Origin of the sequence: Clostridium manihotivorum (assembly GCF_004015185.1) — a bacterium.
Lineage (GTDB): Bacteria > Bacillota > Clostridia > Clostridiales > Clostridiaceae > Clostridium_AR > Clostridium_AR manihotivorum.
This window is the reverse complement of record NZ_CP025746.1, coordinates 2,111,722-2,135,645: the sequence shown is the minus strand read 5'-3', so window position 1 is coordinate 2,135,645 and position 23,924 is coordinate 2,111,722. Positions and strand designations below refer to the sequence as shown.

At 31.3% G+C, this 23,924-nt stretch carries 19 protein-coding genes, 1 pseudogene and 1 riboswitch; of the genes and pseudogenes, 7 read left to right on the top strand and 13 right to left on the bottom strand.

Annotation, left to right across the window (positions count from 1 at the left end):
• The first annotated feature begins 64 nt into the window (after window positions 1–64).
• Window positions 65–712 carry a PAQR family membrane homeostasis protein TrhA gene (gene trhA / locus C1I91_RS09495; RefSeq protein WP_128212657.1) on the top strand — a complete coding sequence of 216 codons (648 nt, stop codon included), beginning with the start codon at window positions 65–67 and terminating at the stop codon, window positions 710–712.
• 235 nt (window positions 713–947) lie between these two features.
• Here trhA and C1I91_RS09490 read toward each other — a convergent pair whose 3' ends face one another.
• Entirely contained in the window at window positions 948–2,213 is a 1,266-nt protein-coding gene (locus C1I91_RS09490) for a DL-endopeptidase inhibitor IseA family protein (RefSeq protein ID WP_128212656.1), read from the bottom strand.
• A gap of 199 nt (window positions 2,214–2,412) precedes the next feature.
• Here C1I91_RS09490 and C1I91_RS09485 point away from each other — a divergent pair, with 199 nt between their 5' ends.
• Both C1I91_RS09485 and C1I91_RS09480 read left to right on the top strand, forming a co-directional pair.
• Window positions 2,413–3,525, top strand: coding sequence for a M20 metallopeptidase family protein (locus tag C1I91_RS09485; RefSeq protein ID WP_128212655.1), 1,113 nt, complete (start codon window positions 2,413–2,415; stop codon window positions 3,523–3,525).
• A 70-nt stretch (window positions 3,526–3,595) separates the two neighbouring features.
• Window positions 3,596–4,276: a DUF554 domain-containing protein gene (locus C1I91_RS09480; RefSeq protein ID WP_128212654.1), complete on the top strand. Its 681-nt coding sequence runs from the start codon at window positions 3,596–3,598 to the stop codon at window positions 4,274–4,276.
• A 127-nt stretch (window positions 4,277–4,403) separates the two neighbouring features.
• Here C1I91_RS09480 and ltrA read toward each other — a convergent pair whose 3' ends face one another.
• From ltrA to C1I91_RS09465, 3 genes and pseudogenes are all read right to left on the bottom strand, one after another.
• A complete protein-coding gene (gene ltrA / locus C1I91_RS09475) occupies window positions 4,404–5,813 on the bottom strand; it encodes a group II intron reverse transcriptase/maturase (protein ID WP_205694297.1) in 1,410 nt (469 codons plus the stop codon).
• A 468-nt stretch (window positions 5,814–6,281) separates the two neighbouring features.
• The gene (locus C1I91_RS29725) at window positions 6,282–6,377 is read right to left on the bottom strand and encodes a hypothetical protein (RefSeq protein WP_420808467.1); all 96 of its coding nucleotides are present in this window, start codon (window positions 6,375–6,377) and stop codon (window positions 6,282–6,284) included.
• Window positions 6,378–6,404: 27 nt separating this feature from the next.
• Window positions 6,405–6,722, bottom strand: a pseudogene (locus C1I91_RS09465) (amino acid kinase family protein); the annotation flags it as partial.
• 149 nt (window positions 6,723–6,871) lie between these two features.
• A riboswitch (Lysine riboswitch) is annotated at window positions 6,872–7,044 on the bottom strand.
• 322 nt (window positions 7,045–7,366) lie between these two features.
• On the opposite strand from C1I91_RS09465, the gene C1I91_RS09460 reads away from it, so the two are divergent.
• Together C1I91_RS09460 and dusA are read left to right on the top strand one after the other, a co-directional pair.
• A complete protein-coding gene (locus C1I91_RS09460) occupies window positions 7,367–8,743 on the top strand; it encodes a deoxyribodipyrimidine photo-lyase (RefSeq protein WP_128212652.1) in 1,377 nt (458 codons plus the stop codon).
• 229 nt (window positions 8,744–8,972) lie between these two features.
• Complete coding sequence (gene dusA, locus C1I91_RS09455) at window positions 8,973–9,998, top strand: tRNA dihydrouridine(20/20a) synthase DusA (protein WP_128212651.1); 1,026 nt, start codon at window positions 8,973–8,975, stop codon at window positions 9,996–9,998.
• A 145-nt stretch (window positions 9,999–10,143) separates the two neighbouring features.
• Here the strand turns inward: dusA and C1I91_RS09450 are convergent, their stop codons facing one another.
• The 8 genes from C1I91_RS09450 to C1I91_RS09415 form a co-directional block, all read right to left on the bottom strand.
• Complete coding sequence (locus C1I91_RS09450) at window positions 10,144–11,874, bottom strand: ferredoxin hydrogenase (protein ID WP_128212650.1); 1,731 nt, start codon at window positions 11,872–11,874, stop codon at window positions 10,144–10,146.
• A gap of 623 nt (window positions 11,875–12,497) precedes the next feature.
• Window positions 12,498–13,358 carry a DegV family protein gene (locus tag C1I91_RS09445; RefSeq protein ID WP_128212649.1) on the bottom strand — a complete coding sequence of 287 codons (861 nt, stop codon included), beginning with the start codon at window positions 13,356–13,358 and terminating at the stop codon, window positions 12,498–12,500.
• Between the two features lie 202 nt (window positions 13,359–13,560).
• Complete coding sequence (locus C1I91_RS09440) at window positions 13,561–15,879, bottom strand: VIT and vWA domain-containing protein (protein ID WP_128212648.1); 2,319 nt, start codon at window positions 15,877–15,879, stop codon at window positions 13,561–13,563.
• 402 nt (window positions 15,880–16,281) lie between these two features.
• Entirely contained in the window at window positions 16,282–17,277 is a 996-nt protein-coding gene (locus tag C1I91_RS09435) for a DUF4003 family protein (RefSeq protein WP_238475950.1), read from the bottom strand.
• Between the two features lie 363 nt (window positions 17,278–17,640).
• A complete protein-coding gene (locus tag C1I91_RS09430) occupies window positions 17,641–18,195 on the bottom strand; it encodes a GNAT family N-acetyltransferase (RefSeq protein ID WP_128212647.1) in 555 nt (184 codons plus the stop codon).
• Between the two features lie 12 nt (window positions 18,196–18,207).
• A complete protein-coding gene (locus tag C1I91_RS09425) occupies window positions 18,208–19,104 on the bottom strand; it encodes a DUF2156 domain-containing protein (protein ID WP_128212646.1) in 897 nt (298 codons plus the stop codon).
• A 92-nt stretch (window positions 19,105–19,196) separates the two neighbouring features.
• A complete protein-coding gene (locus C1I91_RS09420; protein ID WP_128212645.1) occupies window positions 19,197–20,189 on the bottom strand; it encodes a Gfo/Idh/MocA family protein in 993 nt (330 codons plus the stop codon).
• A gap of 111 nt (window positions 20,190–20,300) precedes the next feature.
• Window positions 20,301–21,269: a ribonuclease Z gene (locus tag C1I91_RS09415; RefSeq protein WP_128212644.1), complete on the bottom strand. Its 969-nt coding sequence runs from the start codon at window positions 21,267–21,269 to the stop codon at window positions 20,301–20,303.
• A gap of 353 nt (window positions 21,270–21,622) precedes the next feature.
• Here C1I91_RS09415 and C1I91_RS09410 point away from each other — a divergent pair, with 353 nt between their 5' ends.
• Together C1I91_RS09410 and rpsD are read left to right on the top strand one after the other, a co-directional pair.
• Window positions 21,623–22,063 carry a hypothetical protein gene (locus C1I91_RS09410; RefSeq protein ID WP_128212643.1) on the top strand — a complete coding sequence of 147 codons (441 nt, stop codon included), beginning with the start codon at window positions 21,623–21,625 and terminating at the stop codon, window positions 22,061–22,063.
• A 274-nt stretch (window positions 22,064–22,337) separates the two neighbouring features.
• Window positions 22,338–22,916, top strand: coding sequence for a 30S ribosomal protein S4 (gene rpsD, locus C1I91_RS09405; protein WP_128212642.1), 579 nt, complete (start codon window positions 22,338–22,340; stop codon window positions 22,914–22,916).
• 204 nt (window positions 22,917–23,120) lie between these two features.
• On the opposite strand, the gene C1I91_RS09400 is transcribed toward rpsD, so the two are convergent.
• The gene (locus tag C1I91_RS09400) at window positions 23,121–23,804 is read right to left on the bottom strand and encodes a M15 family metallopeptidase (protein ID WP_164880490.1); all 684 of its coding nucleotides are present in this window, start codon (window positions 23,802–23,804) and stop codon (window positions 23,121–23,123) included.
• Between the last annotated feature and the right edge of the window lie 120 nt (window positions 23,805–23,924).

The following is a 23,924-nucleotide window of genomic DNA, read 5'->3' as shown; positions in this document are numbered from 1 at the left end:
ATAATACAATTACAACAACAAGTAGTTAAGTTAACTAGATAAAAAATCTATAGGAGCTGATGTTATGACAAAGTATATAAGAGAGCCTGTTAATAGTTTAACTCATGTATTAGGAGCTATCGCTTCACTTATAGGGCTGATATTTATGATTGAAAAGGTAATAGTTGTTGATGGCTCTTTACCTGGCAAACTTACAGGAGCCATAATATTTGGACTGTCTCTAATTTTCTTGTATAGCGCTAGTTCTATATATCATTGGGCAAAAACTTCTGATAATAAGCTTTTATTATTAAGAAAAGTAGATCACTCGATGATATTCGTACTTATTGCGGGAACCTATACCCCTATATGTATTGGAGTTTTGGACGGATTTCTGAAAACTTTTGTATTATCAACTGTGTGGACTTTAGCTGTAGCTGGAATAGCATTAAAGATCTTTTGGTTTAATTCTCCTCGTTGGTTATACACAGCCTTTTATATAATAATGGGATGGTTAGCTTTAACTTTTAGCGGACCTCTTTACAGAGCATTACTTATGCCTGGCTTCATTTGGCTTTTAATAGGTGGATTACTATATACTATAGGCGGAGTAATTTATGCCTTAAAATCACCTAATCTTTCTTCTAAATTCGGATTTCATGAACTGTTTCATGTTTTCGTACTATTAGGAAGTTTAAGCCACTTCTATTTAATTTATGCTTACATCTTATAAAGAATTAATAAAAATTTGTATGTTTTTATAGAAAAAATCACTAATGAACTTTCATTAGTGATTTTTTTATCAGTCTATTTTTTTCGTTAATATTTTATTCTTGTCTATGTTTAATAATATTGCTTAAATTAAGTGGATAAGAAGGAGATGCTATATGCGCAAGCCCATCTAAGCATCTAATGACTGACCACTTAATTTCAACACAGTACTTTAACAGAGCCAAATTAAAAACATTCTATTTTATAAGAAGACTTCCATCATTTATCTTCCAGCTATTATCTTCATAAACTAGCTCAACATTACAAACATCAGTTACATCAGCATCTACATACTCAATTCTAGCATTGATTTTATTACCATCTTCAGTACTACCTATAACTCTTGTAAACTTCTCCAATGTATTCAGCCCATCTCCACAAAGAACATACTTTTTGCTATCAATTACCTTAAAGAAATTTTTCACATGACCGTTAATAAAGTCCTTTGAAAAATATTGTGAGAAAGCCTTTATCTCATTATCAATATTTACACTTTGATTTTTCATAATAGCATAACTTATGCCATCTGGTGAAATAGTTTGACTACTATCTCCATCTTCTAGCAACCTGCTAGCTTCAAAGTTTCTTCCAACGGCAAATAAATTAAGTATCTCTTCATCTTTAGGTGGCTTTATATCATTAATACTTGAATTACTTTTCACTTCTACAGGCTTTTTAGTTGAATCATCAGTCTTAGGCTTATCTTGAGCTTTTACTTCTGAAGCGACCTTTATCTTTTCTTCCTTAACTACTGAAACCCTTAAATCTTTATCAAACTTATACCAACTTAATTTGTCCGAATTATTTAGTTGAGGTATTTCAACTATACCATCACCATCTATATCCTGAGCAAATTTACTCATACCAGCTACAGTACTGTTGATAAGTCTAGAAAGCTTTTCCTTGTCCATAATGTATACATCTATATTGGAATCTTTTGAAACCATAGCATTACTTATTAGTCCATAGGTATTTTCATTTATCTTCTTTACAGCCAATTCACCCGGGAATATTCTGTTTGATGGTGCATATTTTGAACTTACATCCTTATACTGATCTTTCTCATACTTATATATCTTGATACCTGCTTTATTATCATCGCTAGCTTTAATATCTAACTTATATATTTCAGGTATCTTATCACCATCAAGATCTCCGAAGGCATAACCATCTTTATTCATATCTTGAACGCTTGTCCAATTCTTTCCTTTTGAGTATTTATCTTTAACAAAATCAAGCATAAGTTCATCTAATTTACTGAATTTTTCACTTCCTCCTAATGAGATGTATTCAGCATATTTTGATATAGCATCAGAGTATTTTTTTTCATCATATAATGTACTTAATTGCTTAAAGACCTCTTCTTTTGTATACTTGCCTTTATTTGAAGTGCTACTACATCCTGATACCAACAAAGCAATTACTAAAGTTGAAATAACAATTATACTAAATTTTTTAGCCACGTTTTCTCTCCTACCTTTACTGTACTTTTACTTTTTTTCAACTATAAAATTATATCACAACAGAACATTTATTCCCATAGCAATAAATCTCAGTTTAAAGTGGATTTAATTAGTTTAGTTTATTTAATTGACATAAGTCTTTTATTTTCATATCCTTATAATAAACACAAAAATTTATAGAGAAATGAGGGTAGTTTTTATGGATTATATAAAAAAAGTAATAGATGAAAATATAGATGAAGTAAAAGAAATGTGGCATAAACTGCATGCCATACCAGAGCTTTCTTTTGAAGAGTACAAAACTCAAAAATTGCTTATGACTTTACTAGACTCTATGGGATATGAACCTAAAAAAATTGCAAAAACCGGCGTAGTTACGTTGTTAGGAAATGATTCTAAGGCTATCGGCATAAGAACCGATATTGATGCTATAAATGTAAATGGACCTCGCCATTCTTGTGGACATGATTTTCATATGTCAACAGTTTTAGGGGCTGCTCTTGTTTTAAAGAAACTAGAGATAAACAAGACAGTAAAGTTTTTATTTCAGCCAGCAGAAGAAGCAATAGGCGGAGCAAAAGTCATGATTGAAGAAGGAGTTCTAAAAAATCCTGAAGTAACAGAGATGATAGGTTTCCACGTTTGGCCTAGTGTTCCAGTTGGAACTATAGAAGTATCTCCTGGTCCATCAATGGCTTCAGTAGATGATTTTATAATAACTTTTAAGGGTAAAGGCGGACACGCAGCAATGCCTTATGTATGCATAAACCCTTTATATCCTGCGATGGATTTTATTAATACAATGACTATAAAAACAAAAATAGAAAACAATCCTCTTAATCCACATATACTTACCTTCACTACTCTACAGTGTGGTACTGTTGGTAATGTTATATCTGAACAAGCAGTAGTTAAAGGTACTGTAAGAACTTTTGATATGAACTTTAAGAAAAAGCTTCAAGAACAACTTTTATCAGAAGCTGAAGTTATAGCAAAAAAGCATAACTGTACAGTAGCAACACATTATAATGTTTATTATCCACCTGTTATAAGCGATAAAGACCTTACAGAAAAATTTGTTGCTATAACAAAGAATCTTCTAGGAGAAAGCCATGTAAGGCCATTAGAAAAAACCTTCACTGCTGAAGATTTCTCATTTTACTGTGAGGAAGTTCCATCAGTACATTTTAGATTAGGCATATCAGATGGAGAAAAAGGAGAATTGCCACTTCACTCACCAGATTTTGATGGCTCCTTAGAAGCTTTATATTACGGTATCTACACTTTAGTAAACTATGTAATAAACTCATAATACTGCAAGGCTAAAGTGGTATTATTCTTAAAAACATTTTATTTTATCGAATACGTTAGGGGGAAAAGTCTTGCTAGGTACTTTAGTTAATTTCGGGGCTATAATTGCTGGAAGTGTGTTAGGATTGCTATTAAAAGGGGGAATACCTGAAAAAATAAGCAAAACAATCATGAATGGTCTTGCGCTATGTGTGTTGTATATTGGGATTTCTGGAACTTTAAAAGGAGACAATCCATTATTAATAATAATATCTATAGCAGCTGGTGCATTAATTGGTGAACTTGTAGATATTGATAATCTATTAAATCGCTTTGGTGTCTTCGTTGAAAAAAAATTTAATAAGCTTACAAAAAATTCACCTATTGCTGAAGGATTTGTAACTTCATCTTTATTATTCTGTGTTGGTGCAATGGCTATAGTTGGCTCATTACAGAGTGGACTTCAAGGTAATCATACGGTTCTGTTCAACAAATCTATTTTAGACGGAATTTCAGCTATAGTTTTTGCATCTTCATTAGGTATCGGTGTTGTTTTATCAGCTTTTGCAGTGCTAATATATCAAGGTTCTATAACTATGCTAGCAAGCTTGCTTCAAGGTGCCTTGACTACAGCAGTAATTAGTAATATGACCGCTGTAGGGAGTTTATTAATAATAGGTTTAAGTTTTAATATGCTTGGTATAACTAAAATAAAGGTTGCAAACCTGCTTCCTGCAATAATTGTACCAATCATTTATAGTATTTTTTCTTAAAATAGTCACAATAATCATTATTTATATGCTATAACCTTATAAAACTAATCGAGTAGGAGCTGAATAATTATTTTATTCAGCGTCCTCTCACACCACCGTGCATACCGGTCTGGTACACGGCGGTTCTTTAAGTTGAATGAATTTTAATATATTGATGCGTTAGGCTTTTTAAGCCTAAGTCCGAGAAGAATTTATTTGTAAGAGTTGTGTTTAATATTGCACTATTTGCTACTCGCCAGTATCCTTTGCGGGTATTGGCAAACTTTATAGCTTCGTAGTGTTCAAGTCCCAGCTTCTTAAGGTTTTTATATCTAGTTCTAACTTTCTTCCACTGTTTCCATATACACATTCTTAATCTTTTCCTTATCCAAATATCTAAATGCTCCACTATTCCTTTGCATTTGGCTATTCCATAATAGTTAATCCAACCAATATTAATTTGGTTCAATTTTTCTATTCTTTGTTCCAAAGTTATCGGTTTTGATCTAGATAGGACTTCTCTGATTTTATCTTTGTATCTCTTTAATGATTGCTTTGATATAGATGAGTATGCTTTACCAAACATTAGGTTTAGCGTGAATCCTAGAAACTTTCTCTTCCAAGGTCTATCTACTGCACTTTTATCTCTGTTCACCTTCAATTTGAGTTTGCCTTCAATGAAATTTGTTATATTTTCCATTACTCTTTTCCCAGCTCTCTCACTTTTAACATAGATATTACAGTCGTCCATGTAGCGACAAAATTTATGACCTCTCATTTCTAACTCTTTATCTAGTTCATCTAGCATTATGTTAGATAATAGTGGACTCAACGGTCCTCCTTGTGGGGTTCCTTCTTCATTTCTGACCACTACACCATTTATCATTATTCCTGACTGAAGATATTTCCTTATTAGGGATAATACTCTCTTATCCTTAATGCTTCTTGATAATTTATGCATTAAGATATCATGGTTAACCTTATCAAAGAATTTCTCTAAGTCCATATCAACAACCCACCTATAGCCATCATTGATATACTGTTCTGCTTTCTTAATTGCATCTTTAGCTCCTCTTTGAGGGCGGAAGCCAAAGCTACTTTCAGAGAATCTTCTATCATAAATACTATTTAATTCTTGAGCAATAGCTTGTTGGATAAGTCTATCCAAAACTGTAGGTATACCTAAGAGCCTAGTTCCACCATTAGGTTTTGGAATTTCTACTCTTCTAACTGGCATTGGTCTATACTCACCATTAAGAATACTTTCTCTAATAGATATCCAGTTTGTTTTCAAAAATTGTTTAAGTTCATAAACTGTCATTCCGTCCACGCCGTGGCTACCTTTATTAGAAATTACTCTTTTAAGAGCCAAGTTCATATTATCCTTGGATAATATCCTTTCTAGTGAGCCATATTCAAATCCACTGATTTTCTCCTTTGGAGTTGCCGAGAATTCTCTATGCACTCTTTGCTTATCTTCGAGTTCCACTCTATCTTGGGCACTAGAGCCTAAATATTTAGTTTTCTGCAATCTTTGAGTATTCTGCGAAACTTTCAAACTTGAAAAACCTCCCTAAAGTTCAGTCCTTCATCCGCTATCGCGATTAGCGGAGTTACTATGACTTCTGCTGACTTCTGATAGTTCAGTTACATATCGCTATGTAGGTTACCGCTTAGAAATTCATCTTTGTTAGCGATGTATCTATCAGACCTCCCCAGGTAAGAACAACAACCTTCATCTCATATATCTGCTACATTTACTCCTAGGAATTGGGATAGTGTAGGACTTCGTTTTGTTTAGCAAACTCGTCCGTCCCTAGTAAGCCTTATATGTAGTTCGTGTCCCTCAGACCGAGACTTTGCCTTAGGCTTCCTTCAGATTCCACCTCACGATGGACACCCTTGCCCTTAGCTAGTGGTTCCCACTACCAAGCCCACAGCGGACTTTCACCGCCAAGTTGTTGCCCATGCTGGGCACACTAAAATAAAAATCATGCATATACTCTATGCATGATTTTTTCATATACTATAAATTAAAATGCTTGGCTGCTATTTCAATAGCCTTAATCTTGTGTTCTTGCTTTATAGCACAAGTAATTCTAATCTCAGAAGTTGTTATCATCTTAACTTCTATATTTGCTTCAGAGATTCCAGAAGTTTTTATTCCTATCTGGTAAGCAGTGTAGCTTATGGCATCATACCCTTTACTTTTTAAAGACATTGCTAGAAGAGATGATGATATCATTTCTCCTGTGGAAAGCAATGCGTCAAGCTCTCTTTTATCTGGGTTTGAGCTAACAGCCATTGCTAGATTTATTAAGTCATCTGTAGTGTCTCCCATTGCTGATACTACAGCAACCACATTATTACCTTCATTTTTCTTTTTAATAAGTGCATCTGCTACCTTTTGTATTTTTTCAGAAGTAGCAACTGAACTCCCACCATATTTCTGTACTATTGTCTTCAACTAGAAGCCCCCTTTTCCCTTCAAATATAAGTCCCCAAGGTTTATTGCTGCCATACTTTTCACTGTATTTCCTTAAAATTGCAAAAAATAAATGCAGCCAAGGTACACCTTAGCTGCATAAAAATACAATTGTAAATACGCATCTCGTGTCACCTTGTAGCTCTCCACTTACTATATAAGTGACAACTATACATATCTTATACGTATAGCCAGAGAATATATTTTGCTTTACATTCTCTTCGGCTGCTGTTCCTTTTCTCATGTATCATCACTTGCCAGTTACTCATGAGTACTATTAACATACAGCACCTCTACCCTAGGTATATCAACAAATCATTATTAAGTTCAATTAATGCTAACATATTATATAAAGTTTTTCAACCATTAATTTTCAATTAATATACTAGTATATTCAAAAATTATTAATAAATATACAAAAATACCCTGGAATATTGATTAAACATACTAAAAATAAACTCTTAAATTATCATACATATCTATTGCTTAATAATTAAGTCCATAGAATTAATTTTTTGCCCATCTGCCTTTTTATGGACTTAATGAAGAAATTCTAAAACTAACTTTATTACCATATATTTTTGCAATATAATTATATAAAAGTATTTAAAGAAAGGAAGTCTTCAATGATAGAAAGTTCTAGAATAAAAGCACTAAATAATAAACCTATTACTGACGGAAAATACGTATTATATTGGATGCAAGCTAGTCAAAGAACTGAATATAATCATGCTCTTGAATACGCTATTCTGAAAGCTAACGAACTTAATCTTCCCTTAGTTGTATACTTTGGTCTTGCTCCAAACTATCCTAATGCAAATCTCAGACATTATAGTTTTATGTTAACAGGCCTAAGAGAAATTAAGTCGCAATTGTTAAGTGAAAATATAAAGTTTTTAATGTTAAAATGCCAGCCTAACTTAGGAGCTATCGAGCTTGCAAAAGACTGTGCTATTTTAATTACAGATAGAGGTTATTTAAGATTTCAGAGAGAACTTAGAACCGATGTTTCTATGAATATATCTTGTCAAATGCTTGAAATAGAAACTGATGTAATAGTCCCTATTGAGTTAGTTTCAGATAAAGAAGAATATGCTGCTGCAACCATACGAAAAAAGATTTTTAGACACCTAGATGCATTTAGATTTGAGTTTCCTCATAATAGGATTAAAATATGTTCACTAGGTTTTAATGTTAAAATAAGCGATAAATTTTCAGAAGTAGATTTAGATGATATACCTAGTCTTTTGAATAGCTTGCCTATAGATAAAAATGTTAAAGATTATGGTTTCTATAAAGGTGGACCAAGCTCTGCAAAAGCTATGCTTGAGGATTTTATTCATAATAAACTGATACATTTCAACGATAAACGGAATGATCCATCTGAGGATTATCTTTCAAATATGAGTCCTTATCTCCACTTTGGTAATATTTCGCCACTTTACATATTACTTAAAATCGACACAGTTCAAGGCTTTAATGAAGCTAAAAGCTCTTTTATTGAGGAACTAGTCATTCGTAGGGAGTTAAGCATGAATTATTCCTACTATAACGAATACTATGATTGCTATGAAGGAATACCTAACTGGGCCAAACTTTCACTTGAGCAACATAAGGAAGATACTAGACCTATAATTTATTCCCTAGAAGAACTAGAGAGTTTTGAAACTCATGATCCCTATTGGAACGCTGCCCAAAAAGAACTTGTTATAAAAGGAAAGATGCACGGTTATATGAGAATGTATTGGGGAAAAAAGATTATAGAATGGACTAAATATATAGAAAAAGCTTACAGCATAATGATTTACTTAAATGATAAATACAGCTTAGATGGTCGCGACCCCAATGGATACACAGGGATTGCATGGTGCTTTGGAAAACATGATAGACCCTGGAAAGAAAGAGAAATATTCGGCAAGATTAGGTATATGAATGCAGCTGGTTTAAAAAGAAAATTTGATATTGATAGATATGTGTCTAATATAGATAACCTTGAATATTAATACTCTACTTATATTGTCTATATTTCATTCCTAATATATAATGATTATTAATTGAATATAACTATAGTTATATTACTAAATTAAAAATTCCTTTGATCTAAAGATCTACACCTAAAATCCATACTCAAAATAAAGCTTAAGACAATTTGCTAAGCTTCATTTTTATAGATTTCAATATGGAACAGTATTTCTATAGACCAAAGAATAAAATACTAAGGAGATCTTACAAATGCCAAATACCTTTGAACATAAGATCAGTATTGCGCCAATGGTGGATAAGACTGATAAGCATTTTAGATTTTTTGCCAGATTACTTACAAAAAAAACCTTACTATATACTGAAATGATAACAGCTCAAGCTATAATAAATGGTGACAGAAAACGACTTTTGGATTTTGATTCTATAGAAAATCCTTTGGCTCTACAAATTGCTGCATCAAATCCTGAAGAGCTTTATCAAGCTGTAAAACTTGCTGAGGATTGGGACTATGATGAAATAAACTTAAATGCTGGTTGTCCATCTGACAGGGTTTCAGGAAACATGATGGGGGCATGCCTAATGGCTTATCCTGACTTAATTTTTGAAATGCTTTCGGCAATGAAAAGTGCTACTAATAAACCTATTACTGTTAAACATAGAATAGGTATAAGTAGTTCTAAAGTAACCTCTCCCTTTATGCCTTATGGTGAATTTAAAGATTATGATCAGCTTGTAGAGTTTATAAATATAATAAATAAGGCAAATCCAGTTCGAAATATAATACATGCTAGAATTGCTATCTTGGAAGGATTAAGTCCTAAGGAGAATAGAGAAATTCCTCCTTTGGATTATGAATTAGTGTATAAATTAAAAGAAGATACTCCTAAAGCTAACATAGAAATAAATGGAGGTATAAAAGACTTAGACCAAATTAAAGAACATCTAAATCATGTTGACAGCGTTATGATAGGAAGAGAAGCTTACTCAAATCCAGTCTTCATGGCTAAATTTGATTCACTATATGATTACAAGCATCCCGTATCATTGACTAGAAGAAGTATTATAGAAGATTTTATACCATACATAGAAAACTTAGAAAGAAGTGGAGAAAATGCACATTTAGCCTTATCTCATACACTAGGATTGTTCCAAAATATGCCTGGAAGTTCTCAGTGGAAGAGATTAATTTCTACACCTTCTAGAGGAAGTAAAAGCCAACTTCTTAGAGAAGCCCTATCTTCATTACCTCAAGATATCTTAGACAAAGAAATCTAAGTTCAGCTTATTCCATAAACTATTTTTATATAATAAGCTTAGCTGTTATTAAGCAATATAGTTTTCTATATCTATATAGTAAAGAATATTATAATTTCTTGTATAGTAAAAAGGAGTTTGAGAAATCTCAAACTCCTTTAAAGTACTATTTTTTAGGTGTATATTTGTGATGAAGTAACTTATGAGCTCTTCCTTCACCTGGTGTTCCCATGTAAGTTTCATACATTTTTAATAATGCAGCATTTTCATGAGACTTTCTCTTCTTCATATCTTTATCTTGATTGTAAAGTACAGACGCTCTTACTGCCTTTATATCAACCTTTTCTAAAGTAGCAGCATTAACGTGAGGTTGCCCTCCACCATTTACGCAACCACCTTCACAAGCCATAACTTCGATAAAGTGATATTCTTTTTCCTTCATCTTGTTTGAATTCATGAAGTCGAATAGGTTAGCAGCTCCATTGATAACAGCAACATTGTAGTTGTTTCCGCCAATCTCAACTGTAGCTTCTTTTATTCCCTTTAAGCCTCTTACTACTTCATAATCTACATTTTCTAGTTCTTTCTTCTCAACAAATTCTTTAGCAGTTCTTAATGCTGCTTCCATAACTCCACCGGTTGCTCCAAATATAGTACCAGCACCAGTGTATTCTCCCATTGCAGGATCAGCTATACCATCTTCAAGAGCTGCGAAGTTCATCTTAGCTTCTTTTATCATCTTAGCTATTTCTCTTACAGTTAAAACAGCATCGATTTGTCTAAGTCCGTTGATTTCCATTTCTGGTCTATCAGCTTCAGCCTTCTTTGAAGTACAAGGCATAACAGTTACAGTGAATATGTTTTTAGGATCTAAACCAGTTAGTTCTGGGTAGTAAGTCTTAGTTGCTGTACCGAATATTTGTTGTGGTGACTTAGCTGATGAAAGATTTCCAAGCATTTCTGGATAATAGTTCTCTGCTTGTCTAACCCAACCTGGACAACAAGAAGTAAACATTGGGAATGGACCATTAGCTTCTATTCTTTGAATTAATTCTGTAGCTTCTTCCATTATAGTCATGTCAGCTCCAAAGTTAATATCAAATATCTTATCAAAGCCTAAGTTTCTTAAAGCTGTATAAGCTTTTCCAGTTACATCCACACCGAATCCCATGTTGAATAATTCACCTAAAGATGCTCTTACAGATGGAGCCATAGCAACTATAACGTGTTTTTCTGGATCATTTAAAGCTTCTTTTACTCTATCAATATGAAGTTTTTCTGACAAAGCATCTACTGGGCAAGCTATGATACATTGTCCACATAATAAACAGTTTGTATCGTCAAAGCATTTTCCGCTTTCATTACCGATAACCTTTTGTCCATCTTTTTCAACAAACTTTATTGAGCTTGTTCCTGTCTTCTTTTCACACTTAGCAACACATCTACCACATAGTACACATTTTGTTCTGTCAATAACTAGTGAAGCACTTCTGTCATCAACGTATTCTGATTTGTCTGCAACTACAAATGGTTTTGAAGCCTTAGCTTTAGTTTTTATAACTAACTTTAAGAATTCGCAGTTTTCTCTTCTTTTACAAGGTCCACACTTAAATTCATGTCTATCAAGCATAGTTGAAACTCTTTCCTTGATATGATTCTGAACTTTCTCGGAGTCTGTTGTGATTACCATTCCATCTTCAACATATGTATTACAAGAAGTTGCAAGCTCGTCCCTTCCTTCTATTTCAACAGCACATACTCCACAATTACCAACATCGTTACAATCCTTTAAAAAGCAAAGAGTTGATATGTCTATACCGTTATCTCTAGCAAGTCTTAGAATTGTCATATCTTCATTGACTTGAATGCTATTACCATTTAAAATTACATTTTTCATTTTTCCACCTCTGATTAAAATATTATTTGAATAACTGTTACTGTAGCATGGTTTTAGCCCATGCTTTTTTACCTTCTATAAATCCAAATCATAATGTGCATTTATATTTTATCAGATTGTTAAAGAAAATCCTATGTTATATTTTAAAATAAATAACTTTTTTCGCTTCTAAAACCGTTTACATGAATATTTTTTTATATTTTTTCTTTTTTGTCAAAAAAATATCTATATTTTTAATAAATCAATTGGTTTAAAAAACAAAATTTTCAAAAATTGAAGCTTTTCTCATTAAATAACTAGTCAAAACTATGCAAAACCAATTTTATGAAAAGATTATATTGTTATTTTTTTAACTATGATTATTATTTTTGATTTGCTTAGAACAAAAAGAACTCTCATACAATATGAGAGTCTTACAACTTCTTTTTAAAATAATGATAGTGCTAATATTACTATAGAAATTAAGTGGTTAAAGAATTCCTATATCGAAGCTTAAATTATACTTGTTCGAAAATCACAAGTTCTAGGATTTTCAGGCATATATAAATTAATTGTTTAGTTAGGAACTCTATAAAGAACCTAAATACTGCATTCCATTAGATAACTACAAACTTAAAATGGTGTTACCTAAGTGGATTCTTAGTATAATACGCTATTCCTACAGTCCCTGGACCTACATGCAAACCTATAACGGGACCTATATCACTTATTTCTACTTTTCTATTAACAATTTCCTCTACCCTTTTAGCCAGTTCTTTTCCATCAGCTTCAGAGTTTATATGGTGAACTATTACTTCGCCTAATTCTTTTTTATTGATATCATTTTTAAAAGCCTCTATCATTGCATCAATAGCTTTCTTTCTAGTTCTAACCTTAGTAAAAACCGAAGTCTTTCCATCCTCAACAGTTAGTATAGGACGTATCTGTAAAAACGCCCCAATTAAAGCTGATGCTCCGCCTATTCTACCACCTTTTTTTAGGTAATCTAAGGTATTAGGCACAAATAAAAATCTGCTTCTAGCCTTTATTTTTTCTACTGCTTCTAAAACTTCTTCTATGGTCTTACCTTCTTCAGCAGCCCTTGCTGCAGCTAGTGCTGCATACCCCATCTGCATAGAATTAGTTTTTGAATCAACTATTTCTATCTTAGCATCAGGATATTTATCCAATATCATTTCTTTTACAAGATTTGCACTAGAGTATGTACCGCTCATATCAGAGGACAAGAATATACCCACAATTGAATTATTGGCAACCACTTGCTTTTCAAATATTTTATAAAAATCCTCTAAGCTAGGCTGTGAAGACGTAGGAATATCACTGGCTACTATTATTTTTTCATAAAAAGCAGTCCTGTCCATTGTAGTCTCATCATAACTTTGTCCTTGAAATATAACGTTTAGTGGACATATAGAAATGTCGTATTTTTCTATTAGTTCCTTAGGTATATATGAAGTGCTATCTGTAATTATTTTTATACTCAAGATTAATACCTCCAGCAAGTTTCTATGACTAAATTATACTCTTTTATATAAATTTATACAAATATATGTGCAGCTATTATTTTTTCGTAAAAACTAAAGGAGCCTTCAAGATGATTTTTTAATCAGAAGACTCCTTAGTTCCACAAATTATTTATATATTCAAATTCTTTTATAAAATATATCGTTGCAAACTCTTATTTTTCTATATTAATTTTGATATAGCATATCTAGCTATATCTCTTATATTCTCTTTTACATTATATTTAATCTTATCCATTATCTGTTCTTGATCTATAGGCTCGGAAACTATAGTCCTAATTGCTATCTCTGTAATAATATCGAATCTATTAAGCTTTGTAAGCCCATCTAAAGTAGTATACTCATTATACTTTATTACATTATTAATTATTTCTATGGCCTCTATTATATCCTGATCTGTATTATTTCTTAATACACCTTTTTTACCTAAGGCCTTAAAGGTAGATAATGCTAATATACATAAGTTTTCATCTAAAAGCTCTTCCACATCTGTAAGAGTCCTTGCCACATATCTAATCCCTTTATCTATTTGCTTATTATATAAGTTCAGATCTTCTTTACCTAATCCAAAAGATAGTAAAGCTAAGCAAGTATTTTCAACCCTATCATATAAAGTACTTTCTTCTGAGTTATCAAAAGATCCTTCTGCAAATTGATTTCTTGCAATTATTCTCAAAAGCTCTTCTCTACTAACTAACTTAGTACTATCTATTTCTGACTTCTTTTTATTGGCCTTCTTTGAAGCATCATATAAGAAACGAGGTGAATCTATAAAATACCCACTACCAAGATCTTTCAGCGCTTCTTCATCTACTATTAATGGAACAGCCTTCTTAATTGTAGCTCCTAAAACTGGATCTTGGAAGCCTTCAACCATAAGTAACTCAGTTTCTTCACTTAGTATCTTATGTTCCTTGGAAATCTCTATTATCTTGTTTTTCATAGACTCAGCTACTTCTCCTCTTTCTCCTCTCATTCTTTCACTTATGGATTCAATTCTCATTCTCCCCCAAGCTCTTCTTATAAGATCTACATTCTCTTCTAAGTCGAAGGAATCCATATTTATAGTTACCTTATAATCCTCATCTCCAACCTTTCCCATTATACTTATATTACCTTCCAGAGACCCTTTTACAAGAGCAAATATAGAAAATTGCTCTCTATCATATAGATACTCTATACTTCTTGGATAGGTCCTTAAAACGTCTAGGTTTGCCCAGTCAATCTTTAAAACATCTATTTGTGGACTATTTATCCTGCTGAATTGCCTTACCACCATATCTTCGATTTTTTCATCATAATATATAAATTCTGGTTTACCATATCCATATTCAGCAATCTTATTAATGAAATAACTGTTTACCGATGTATCCATTCCAAAAGGGAATATTCTGTTATCTCCAATATTATTCTTAACATAATCCAGTATTTGATCTTCTTCTTCGTCTTCAACATTGTCATCAGTGAATAGCAATATTGTAGAAATCCCTTCATTATTTTTCTCTTCAAGTGCAATTTTTAAGGCTTCCATAAGATTCTCTTCTTCACTGCTTGGTTGAAGTGAATTGATAAATTCACTTGCTTTTCTTAGATTCTCTTGCGTATAAGGTACTTTTCCTTTTTCAGAGAAAATTATTATCTCCTCATCGAAAGCTATTATATTAAAGGTATCAGTATCATCTAAATTCCTTAAGCAAAGCTGTAAAGCATTTTTCCCTTGCTCTAGTTTTTCTCCCATCATAGAATTTGATTTATCTAATATAAACGTATAATTATTCCCCTGATCATTAATCTCTTCATCAAGTTTTGGTAGTATGTTTAAATACAATATAGATTCCTCTTTTTCCTCATCGATGGTATAATACATTCCGCTTGCTTCTATTGGATGCTTTTCCGTAAGATCAAGTACAAAATCTCTATCTAAAACCTCTGTATCTTCCAAGGTTATTTTACATAAAGTTTCATCTTCTCTTTCTATGTCTATCTTATGAGATGGTGATTCAATTACCATTTCAACCATAGACTTCACTATTATACTGAAGTAAAATTTATTTGGCATAACATCATCATTTATTATCTTAGGAAGTGTTAATCTATATCCATCATCCTCATAAATCATATGATCCATATAAGATACCTTTATCTTCACTAATTCGCTTGGCAATATGTCCTTTATAGTTAGCTTATATAAATTATTTTCATAACTTTCTAGCTTTAGAGGGTTTAGTCCATCAAAAGATTCCTCACTAAATATATTTTCTACATCCTCTTTGCCTTCAACTACTGATTCCAAAGTTCTATCCCCTAATCTTATCTCAAGACCTGTAAGCACAGCAGTTTCAGGCATAGGAAAAACATATTCACCATCTATTGTTTTGCCAGTATTATTTTTAAATGATTCAGAAAGGGTAAACTCTACAAACTCACCGCATATATGTCCATTAATACTCAATCTCTCCAGTTTTACATCCTTTACGCTCATAAATTACTTTCCTCCTATATTCTTCTGTTATTGCTATATATGAAATATTTTCTACTTTTATAATCTCACCATATTTTTCTAGCCTTTTTTAAATTTTATTTCTAATCTCTTAAATTGTAAAGAGTTTTTTTAATATTCTAAAATAGTAGTTTAATCAAAATATTTAGAATAAATTCCTTATACAGCTGAAAATATTAAATTTGCATTAGGTTCAAATCAATAACATAACTTTATATAAAAATATAATTTCTAAAGAATAAAAAATAAGGAGCATAGTTTTTTTATCTATACCCCTTTATTGATTTATTTTATTAAATATATTCTACTTAAAATATTGAAACTACTTTTTCTCAGTGTCTGAAGTATGGGTTATTTGCCATATTGATTTCTAAAATCATGATTTTAACTGCTTGATGCAGCAGAGGCACTTACTGCTGCTATACAAGCTGCTGATATAGCAGCTTGTTCCTGAGCTATTAATATAGCAACCAGACTATTGCTCAAAGCAACATCTGTTATTCCATCTTTAATACTATCTATATAATAGCTAGATACAATATTTGAAGATAGTATAGTTCTAGTAGAACCGTCTAAACTCCAGAAACCATAGCCATCTACGGAATGTATATATTCATAAACTTCTTTGATTTCTGATACCAGTACATCTACATCCTGAGGCAGCAATACAAGAAGCCCTATAGTTGACAATGCATTGTGTTGTAGTCTGCATTTATTCTCCTTTAGCTTGTTATACAAAGAGACAGCTCTATTGCAATTAACTTCTATCTCTCCATCACTTAGAGCCAAAATATGAGATAGTGTCTGTAAGTCATTTCCTTTATAAAAACCATTTTTATTTAATATACTATAGTATTTTTCAACTTTATCCATGGTTTCTTCAACCTCTAGGTTAGAAGTGGCAAGTACAGCAGAATACACGTAATCATCCTGGGAAGTTAACCAAAAATGATTTTTCTTCATACCATTATAAAAGTCCATCATTCTTTTTATTCCTTCATCCCACTGAGATCTTTCCAACTTAGTTGCTAATGTGTAAGCCGCCATTGGTAAATACGGCCCTCTAGTAAAGCCATTTTTCTTCATAAGTTCATATATATCTTTAATATTGTTAAAAGTTTCTTGGTAATCCACCTGTGAACTTAATAAGTTTACTAATAAAAGTTCATTTGTTCCTCTGAAATAAGAAGTCCAGCTTGAATGTCCTTTTATATAGTTCTTTATATTTGATAGATTTTGTATATCAACTTTTCTATTAGAAATGGCATGAGACATGGCCACAAAATGTTTAATTAAATGAGAATCCCACCTAAAAGCTGATTTTAATTTATGAAAATTATCCACCATCAAATGAGCTCTATCTGCTATCAACGAATTCATATTTACCTCCATATAATACAGTATTAATTAACTCTTTATATATTATAATAATATATATTCAATATTTTGTAAATAGCTTTTATCAATGAATATTTATTTTTTATGTCTATATTTAATAATATTGTCAGAATTAAGTGGTCACATAAGAGATGTTATATAAGGGTACTAATAGGATTCTTTGATTTTTTTAGATGTAATGAGTTTAAAACAGTGTACATCTTAATCTATACATTAATAAAATTTATTTTATTCCTTATGTAGGTAAATAGTTCAACATATTTTATTTCATTATTTTAGAAAAACACATGCATTATGGAAGGTTTCACTCCATAATGCATGTGTTTTTTTATTTTTCTGTATAATTTATAAAGTTTCCTTTAAGTTAATCCATTCATCTCTAAGCAAACCATATAGATACATGGAATATCTCTTATAATCTCTCAGTATGAATTCTCTGTACTCTCCTTCTCTTTTAAAGCCAACAGCTTCGTATAACTTTATAGCACTAGTATTATAGCCTAATACATTTAACTGAATCCTATGAAAGTTTAGTTCCGAAAAACCAAATTCTAATAAAAGCTTAATTGCCTGTTTTCCCAAACCTCTATTTCTATACTTGGTATCTCCTATTCCTATAAATAGCGTTGCCACACCATTGCTCCAAATTACGTCATCGAAACCTGCAACACCAATTATTTCATTGGATTCATTATTTCTTATTGCAAAAATAACTCTTTCTTGAGTACCTTTAAATTCTTCAAAAACATCTTTTACTTCCTTGTCTAACTTTGGAATTGCTGGTACCATATCATAGAATCTTAAAAAATCAGCATCATCATACCAACTATTAATACTAGGAAAGTCTTCCTCTTTAATTGAATTAAGCTTTATGTTTTCACCTTTAAGCAATGAATTCATTTAATAACACCTCTATATATTAACTATATATTTTCTTTCAAGTCTCACTGGTTGATAAGCTAGCTTTGCTTTTCTTAGACCAGCTACCCCTCTATCTTCTTCTCTATTTACATAATTTATTTCACTTAGATACTGTTCCACAAAGGTTTTATTGATAAACGCATATATACCTTGATAGTTTACATCACCTTTTTCAATATGAACTATAGCCATATCCTTATTTACTATTTCCCCTATGGTAAAGCCTGCAATCTCACCTTGTACATATACTGCCATACCTATAGCATTTAAAGCTTGTAGATTTTCTAATACACTTCTAATTCCCTGTTCTTCAATCATTAGCTGATCATCCAAGTTGTCCTTATCTAAGTTCCATTTTGCTTCAAACTCTATGCAGTCATCTATTACAGACTTATCTCTAATATCCTTAACTTCATAATCATAGGTTTTAATAAATTGATTATATTTATTCTTTTTACTGTGAAGTTTCTTTCCAGACAATGATATTAATTTTTCTGATTCATATATATAATCATAGTTATCTTCATCTTCTTCTATGGTAATTTGCTCCCCATATAACTCTTTCAACTTTATAAGAAAGCTTTCTTCGATATCCCTAAAAAGAGTTTTAATATTAGAATCTTCTTGCTTTATTTTAACCAGTTCATCAATCACTGTTTTTAAATTATCTTCTTTATAACCAATAGGCTCCATAAAATACGTGCCAGTATGGCTTTCAGTTTTTTTAATGATCAATACCTCATCAAAAAATCCAAATTCAACTTTAAATAAATTTTTCCACAAATATAAGGTCAAAAATGAATATTCATAAGTGGAAAATTTATAATCTTTTATATATTTTTCAAATATATCTTTATCACTAAGCTCTAGAGTTTTAAACTGTATCATTGGTATCCTCCTCTAATGTCTACATAACACACCCTGATTGCCTTAAACATCTTCTATTATATTACTATTAAATTCAATTTGATATATAGTCTTTATACTTCGGCCTCTTCTGCTTTCCCATAAGAAATATCCCACTGTTTTCTTACTTCATCCATTATTGTTAAAACATCTTTAGATAGAGTTAGGCTGTTTAACTCTTCAGCCCTATCGGTATTTAGAACACTTTCATTCATATCTTCCACTTCATATAAAAGTGCTTTTGATTTATCTCCATATTTTATCTTTTCTAATCGTCCATCTATATAGGTTATAACAGCCTCATCAGCTCTTGGATAATCGTCAATAGTTATATATCCCAAATCTCCAGCTATAACTGTTCTCTTAGGAAGCTTAGACCTCATAGCTAAGGTAACTACAGCCATCTCATCCTTTTCATTCTTTAGGATTATTCCTGACTGTTCATCAACCCCTGTTTCAAACTTTTTAACTGTACTTATTATTTCATTTGGCTCTACAGATAAGAATAATCTAGTTATGGATAGTGCATAGCTACCTATATCAAATAAAGCCCCTCCTGCTAATTCCTTATTAAAGAATCTATTAGTTACATCATATTCCTTGCAGCTACCAAAGGAAACATTTATCATTTTTATATCTCCAATTTTTCCTTGTCCAACTATTCTCTTCAGCTCTTTAAATAAGGGCATATGAAAAATAGTCATAGCTTCAGCAACAACAAGATTCTTTTTTCTAGCTAAAACAATTATGTTATCCAACTGTTTTCTATTAAGTACTATTGCTTTCTCACAAATAACATGTTTATTATACTTTAGGGCCATCATTATATATTCATAGTGATTGCTATGAGGAGTTGATATGTATACAACATCGATTAGCTCATCTCTAAGCATTTCTTCATAGTCACCATAAGCCTTAGAAATATCATATTTCTTAGCAAAATCTAAAGCTCTATCATAAGAACGAGAACCAACCGCATATATCTCTCCATTTGCTTCTAGTATTGCACTAGCAAAATCTTTTGCAATAAGTCCTGGTCCTAAAATGGCCCAATTTAATTTCTTCATAAATACACCACCTAAACAATTACTAATTATAATCTACTATAATTATACAACCTACTTTGCAATTTTAACAAATAGAAATTAGTACTTTATCTTCATGTAAAGCTTATTTACTTATTTTTCTTTAAAATTAATTACTTTTACAGCTCTATCGTAGGCTAAAGATGTGTTTACAAATGTATTAGTGGCATTTTCTATATACTCCTCCGGATTCATTAATGAAGGGCTGAAATGAGTAATTATGAGTTCATCTACTTTGGCATCTCTTGCAATTTCAGCACTTTCCCTAAAAGTCATATGTTTATTCCTTACTGCCTTCTCCAAGTCTTCCTCAGCCCCATAAGTACCTTCGCAAACTAGTACATCACTATGTTCTACAAAGCTTTTAATTTCATCAATTGGTCTAGTATCTGTTATATAGCTGACCTTTATGCCTTTCCTCTGCTCCGCTAAAACCATGGAAGGTGTATATATCTTTCCTTCAAATTCTTCTACCAAGTTTTTTTGAAGTCTACTCCAAAGTATTTTAGGTACCTTGTTATCCTCGGCTTTTTTAACATCAAACTTAGGTGCTCTTCTAATATAAAAGCTAAAGCCAATACATGGAGCTGAATGTTCTAAATCTAATGTATTTATTTCCAACTGTACAGAGTTAAATTTTTCATTATCTGATTTATCCTCTATTATCTTAGCACTATCTTTCGTAAACTCTATGGAGATAGTGTTTTTAGGGTTTTCAATTATTCCTATTTCGAAAGGTAAATAAGGGATCACTACGCTTAAGCCTTTCATTACCTCAAAAAGCCCTTCCGGACCAACTATATATATAGGTTCCTCTCTGCCACTGTTTCCTATTGTAGCTAGTAGACCCGGTAATCCAAGTATATGATCACCATGAAAATGAGTTATGCATATTATATCTATGGTTTTAAAGCCCCAACCAAGCATTCTCATAGATACTTGAGTTCCCTCACCACAGTCTACTAAAACCTTTCTGCCATTATATTTTAATAACATTGAGGAAAGATATCTTTCCGGTATTGGCATAGTTCCACCACAACCTAAAAAAGCAAGATCCACCACTATTATCACCTCTCAAACTAAAATATTAGATATGTTTAGCATATTGATTTTATCTTATTATATACTTAATAATCACAAATTTCATTTTAAATAAAGGTATATATTTACAACCATGCCATTAGGATGTACTATAATAAATATATACTCTCACTTCTATTATTAAATTTATATCTTTAAAGTCAATTATAATTAAAAGAATTGATTTTTATACACTCTAAATAGTTGAAAAATTCTTAATATATTGATTTTACAATTATATTAAGATCAAATACAATAAATATATAATATATCTTTTAGGCTAGCAAATATGCTAATTTGAATTGAAAATAGTTAACCATTTAGGAGGTATTATCATGTTTTTGAATGAATTATCAAAGAGGGAATCAATATTATTTATTAATTTAGTAAAGAGTTTAGCCACAGTAGATGAGGTATTCTCAGAAAAAGAGCAGCAACTAGTAGCTGATTATCTAGAGGAGCTTTCATTAAAAGATTCTGACTTAGAAGAAATATCCTTTGAGGAAAGTTTAGAAGGATTAAAAAACTCTACAACAAAAAATAAAAACATAATTTACTTTGAATTAATCGGACTAGCATTAGTAGATGGCGTTTACTCTGAAGAAGAATTAAAGCTTCTTGAAAAAATCTCAGCTAGTCTAGAAATTTCATCTGAAAAAGAAACTGCTTTTTTGAACTTCTTCAAAGAGGTAAAAGACTTATATGATGTTACAGTGGTAGACTATGAAAGCAAGATAACTCAATTAGAACAAACTGTAGCTGCATTACTAGCATAATAAAATACTCATTTAATTAATTTTTATCCTATTACGACAGGTAGACTTTTAATAGAGCGCTATGGCTATTATTTAAAATAGTCCTGGTGCTTTATTTTTTCACTTTTTTGAAGTGTCCTTGGTAAGCTAAAAATTTATGTAAATTAAACGATTCTAGCTATAAATAAAAGATAATGAATCTCATTTACATTTTATTTTTATTATGCTATAATTATTCTTGGCTGTCTGGTATAAAATTTGAAACCGCAAAATTATATATTGTTGGAGGATTCAAATGGCAAGATCAATGGGACCAAGATTTAAAGTTGCGAGACGTCTTGGAGTAAATGTATTTAACCACCCTAAAGCATTAAATAGAGGGATAAAGAAGCAAAAACTCTCTGAATATGGAGAGCAATTATTAGAAAAGCAAAAGTTAAAAGCATATTATGGAGTGTTAGAAAAGCAGTTCAGAAGATATGTATTTGAAGCTATGAGCTCTAAGGAAAAATCTGAAGTTGTACTAATACAAAGATTAGAGATGAGACTAGACAATATGGTCTACAGAATGGGCTTTGGTTCAACTTTAAGACAATCTAGACAGATGGTTTCTCATGGACATATAAGAGTCAACGGACAAAAAGTAGACATACCTTCCTATAAACTTCAGGTTGGAGATGTTATTTCCTTAAAGGAAAATTCTAAGAAGACTCAAATGTTTGTGGATAACTTCACTTCAATATTACCAATGGTGAACTATATAGAAAAAGACTTAGAAGCTTTAAGTGCTACAATTAAGGTTATGCCAAATATTGAAGATGTTCCTGTAGATGTAAAATTCCCTAAGATAATAGAATTTTACTCTAAGAACTAGTATAAACATAAAAATTAATAATAGAACGTAAAAGTAGCTATACTTAAATTGTCTTATATTTAGGTATAGCTTTTATATTAAGGTTCTGTTAAAGTACCCTGTTGAACATAGCTTATTTTAAAAATTCATTGCCACTGATAAGATACATAATATATGCAGTTGTTTGAAAGTACCAATTCTATTATGAAATATGTATTAATACACTCACCAACCTCTAATGTACTCCTCTAATGTAATATTCTTAGCTTGTATTACCCTGGAAATATCTTTTCCAACATATCTTATATGCCATGGTTTATACTTATAACCTGTTACATTTTCCTTTCCTTGTGGATATCTCAATATAAAACCATACTCATAGCAGTTCTTAGCTAACCACTGCCCTTCCTTGGTTTCGGAAAATTTAACCTTATTATAACTGTTCTCTCCATCATTATTGGTAATATCTATAGCCAATCCAGTTTGATGCTCATTAGCTCCTGGAGTAGCAACATACTTATCATCCTCAGCTTCTTCTTCCTTGCCCATTTTTTTAATAAGTATCTCCTGACTTTTGTAGGATATATAACCACACTCTATATAAAGATTTACATTCTGTTTTTTAGCTGCTTCACACAATTTTTCTAAAGCCTCTCCAGCTTCTCTTTTAATGAGCTTTCTCTCACAGGTTATACTTTTTGAAAAATCAACTTTTGGTACAACCAAATCTGAAGGGACATAGGAATCCTTAAGCATACAATCTTTATTCACTAACACAGATATGCTTTCTGGATTATTGGGCACATCTAAATTTATAAAAGCCCTAGTAGTATAGGCTTTGTATATCACTAAAACAAATATAGTCATAAAAATAAAAAGCTTAATAAAATTTTTAATAATTCTAACCATTGCATTTACCCCCACCATTATTAATGATAGAAGATAAATCCTAAAATAAACGAAAGAATTTCTTAAGAATTTATTAAGCTTATAATTATTATTTTATGTCATTAACTCACAGTATTGAAA

Bases quoted from the DNA above. Each gene is read 5' to 3' on its own strand.
- C1I91_RS09420 (WP_128212645.1), bottom strand. From the start codon at position 20,189: ATGAAGAAATTAAATTGGGCCATTTTAGGACCAGGACTTATTGCAAAA.
- trhA (WP_128212657.1), top strand. From the start codon at position 65: ATGACAAAGTATATAAGAGAGCCTGTTAATAGTTTAACTCATGTATTA.
- C1I91_RS09435 (WP_238475950.1), bottom strand. From the start codon at position 17,277: ATGAATTCGTTGATAGCAGATAGAGCTCATTTGATGGTGGATAATTTT.
- C1I91_RS09410 (WP_128212643.1), top strand. From the start codon at position 21,623: ATGTTTTTGAATGAATTATCAAAGAGGGAATCAATATTATTTATTAAT.
- C1I91_RS09430 (WP_128212647.1), bottom strand. From the start codon at position 18,195: ATGAATTCATTGCTTAAAGGTGAAAACATAAAGCTTAATTCAATTAAA.
- C1I91_RS09440 (WP_128212648.1), bottom strand. From the start codon at position 15,879: ATGAGCGTAAAGGATGTAAAACTGGAGAGATTGAGTATTAATGGACAT.
- C1I91_RS09485 (WP_128212655.1), top strand. From the start codon at position 2,413: ATGGATTATATAAAAAAAGTAATAGATGAAAATATAGATGAAGTAAAA.
- rpsD (WP_128212642.1), top strand. From the start codon at position 22,338: ATGGCAAGATCAATGGGACCAAGATTTAAAGTTGCGAGACGTCTTGGA.
- C1I91_RS09450 (WP_128212650.1), bottom strand. From the start codon at position 11,874: ATGAAAAATGTAATTTTAAATGGTAATAGCATTCAAGTCAATGAAGAT.
- dusA (WP_128212651.1), top strand. From the start codon at position 8,973: ATGCCAAATACCTTTGAACATAAGATCAGTATTGCGCCAATGGTGGAT.
- C1I91_RS09460 (WP_128212652.1), top strand. From the start codon at position 7,367: ATGATAGAAAGTTCTAGAATAAAAGCACTAAATAATAAACCTATTACT.
- C1I91_RS09400 (WP_164880490.1), bottom strand. From the start codon at position 23,804: ATGGTTAGAATTATTAAAAATTTTATTAAGCTTTTTATTTTTATGACT.
- C1I91_RS29725 (WP_420808467.1), bottom strand. From the start codon at position 6,377: ATGATAACAACTTCTGAGATTAGAATTACTTGTGCTATAAAGCAAGAA.
- C1I91_RS09425 (WP_128212646.1), bottom strand. From the start codon at position 19,104: ATGATACAGTTTAAAACTCTAGAGCTTAGTGATAAAGATATATTTGAA.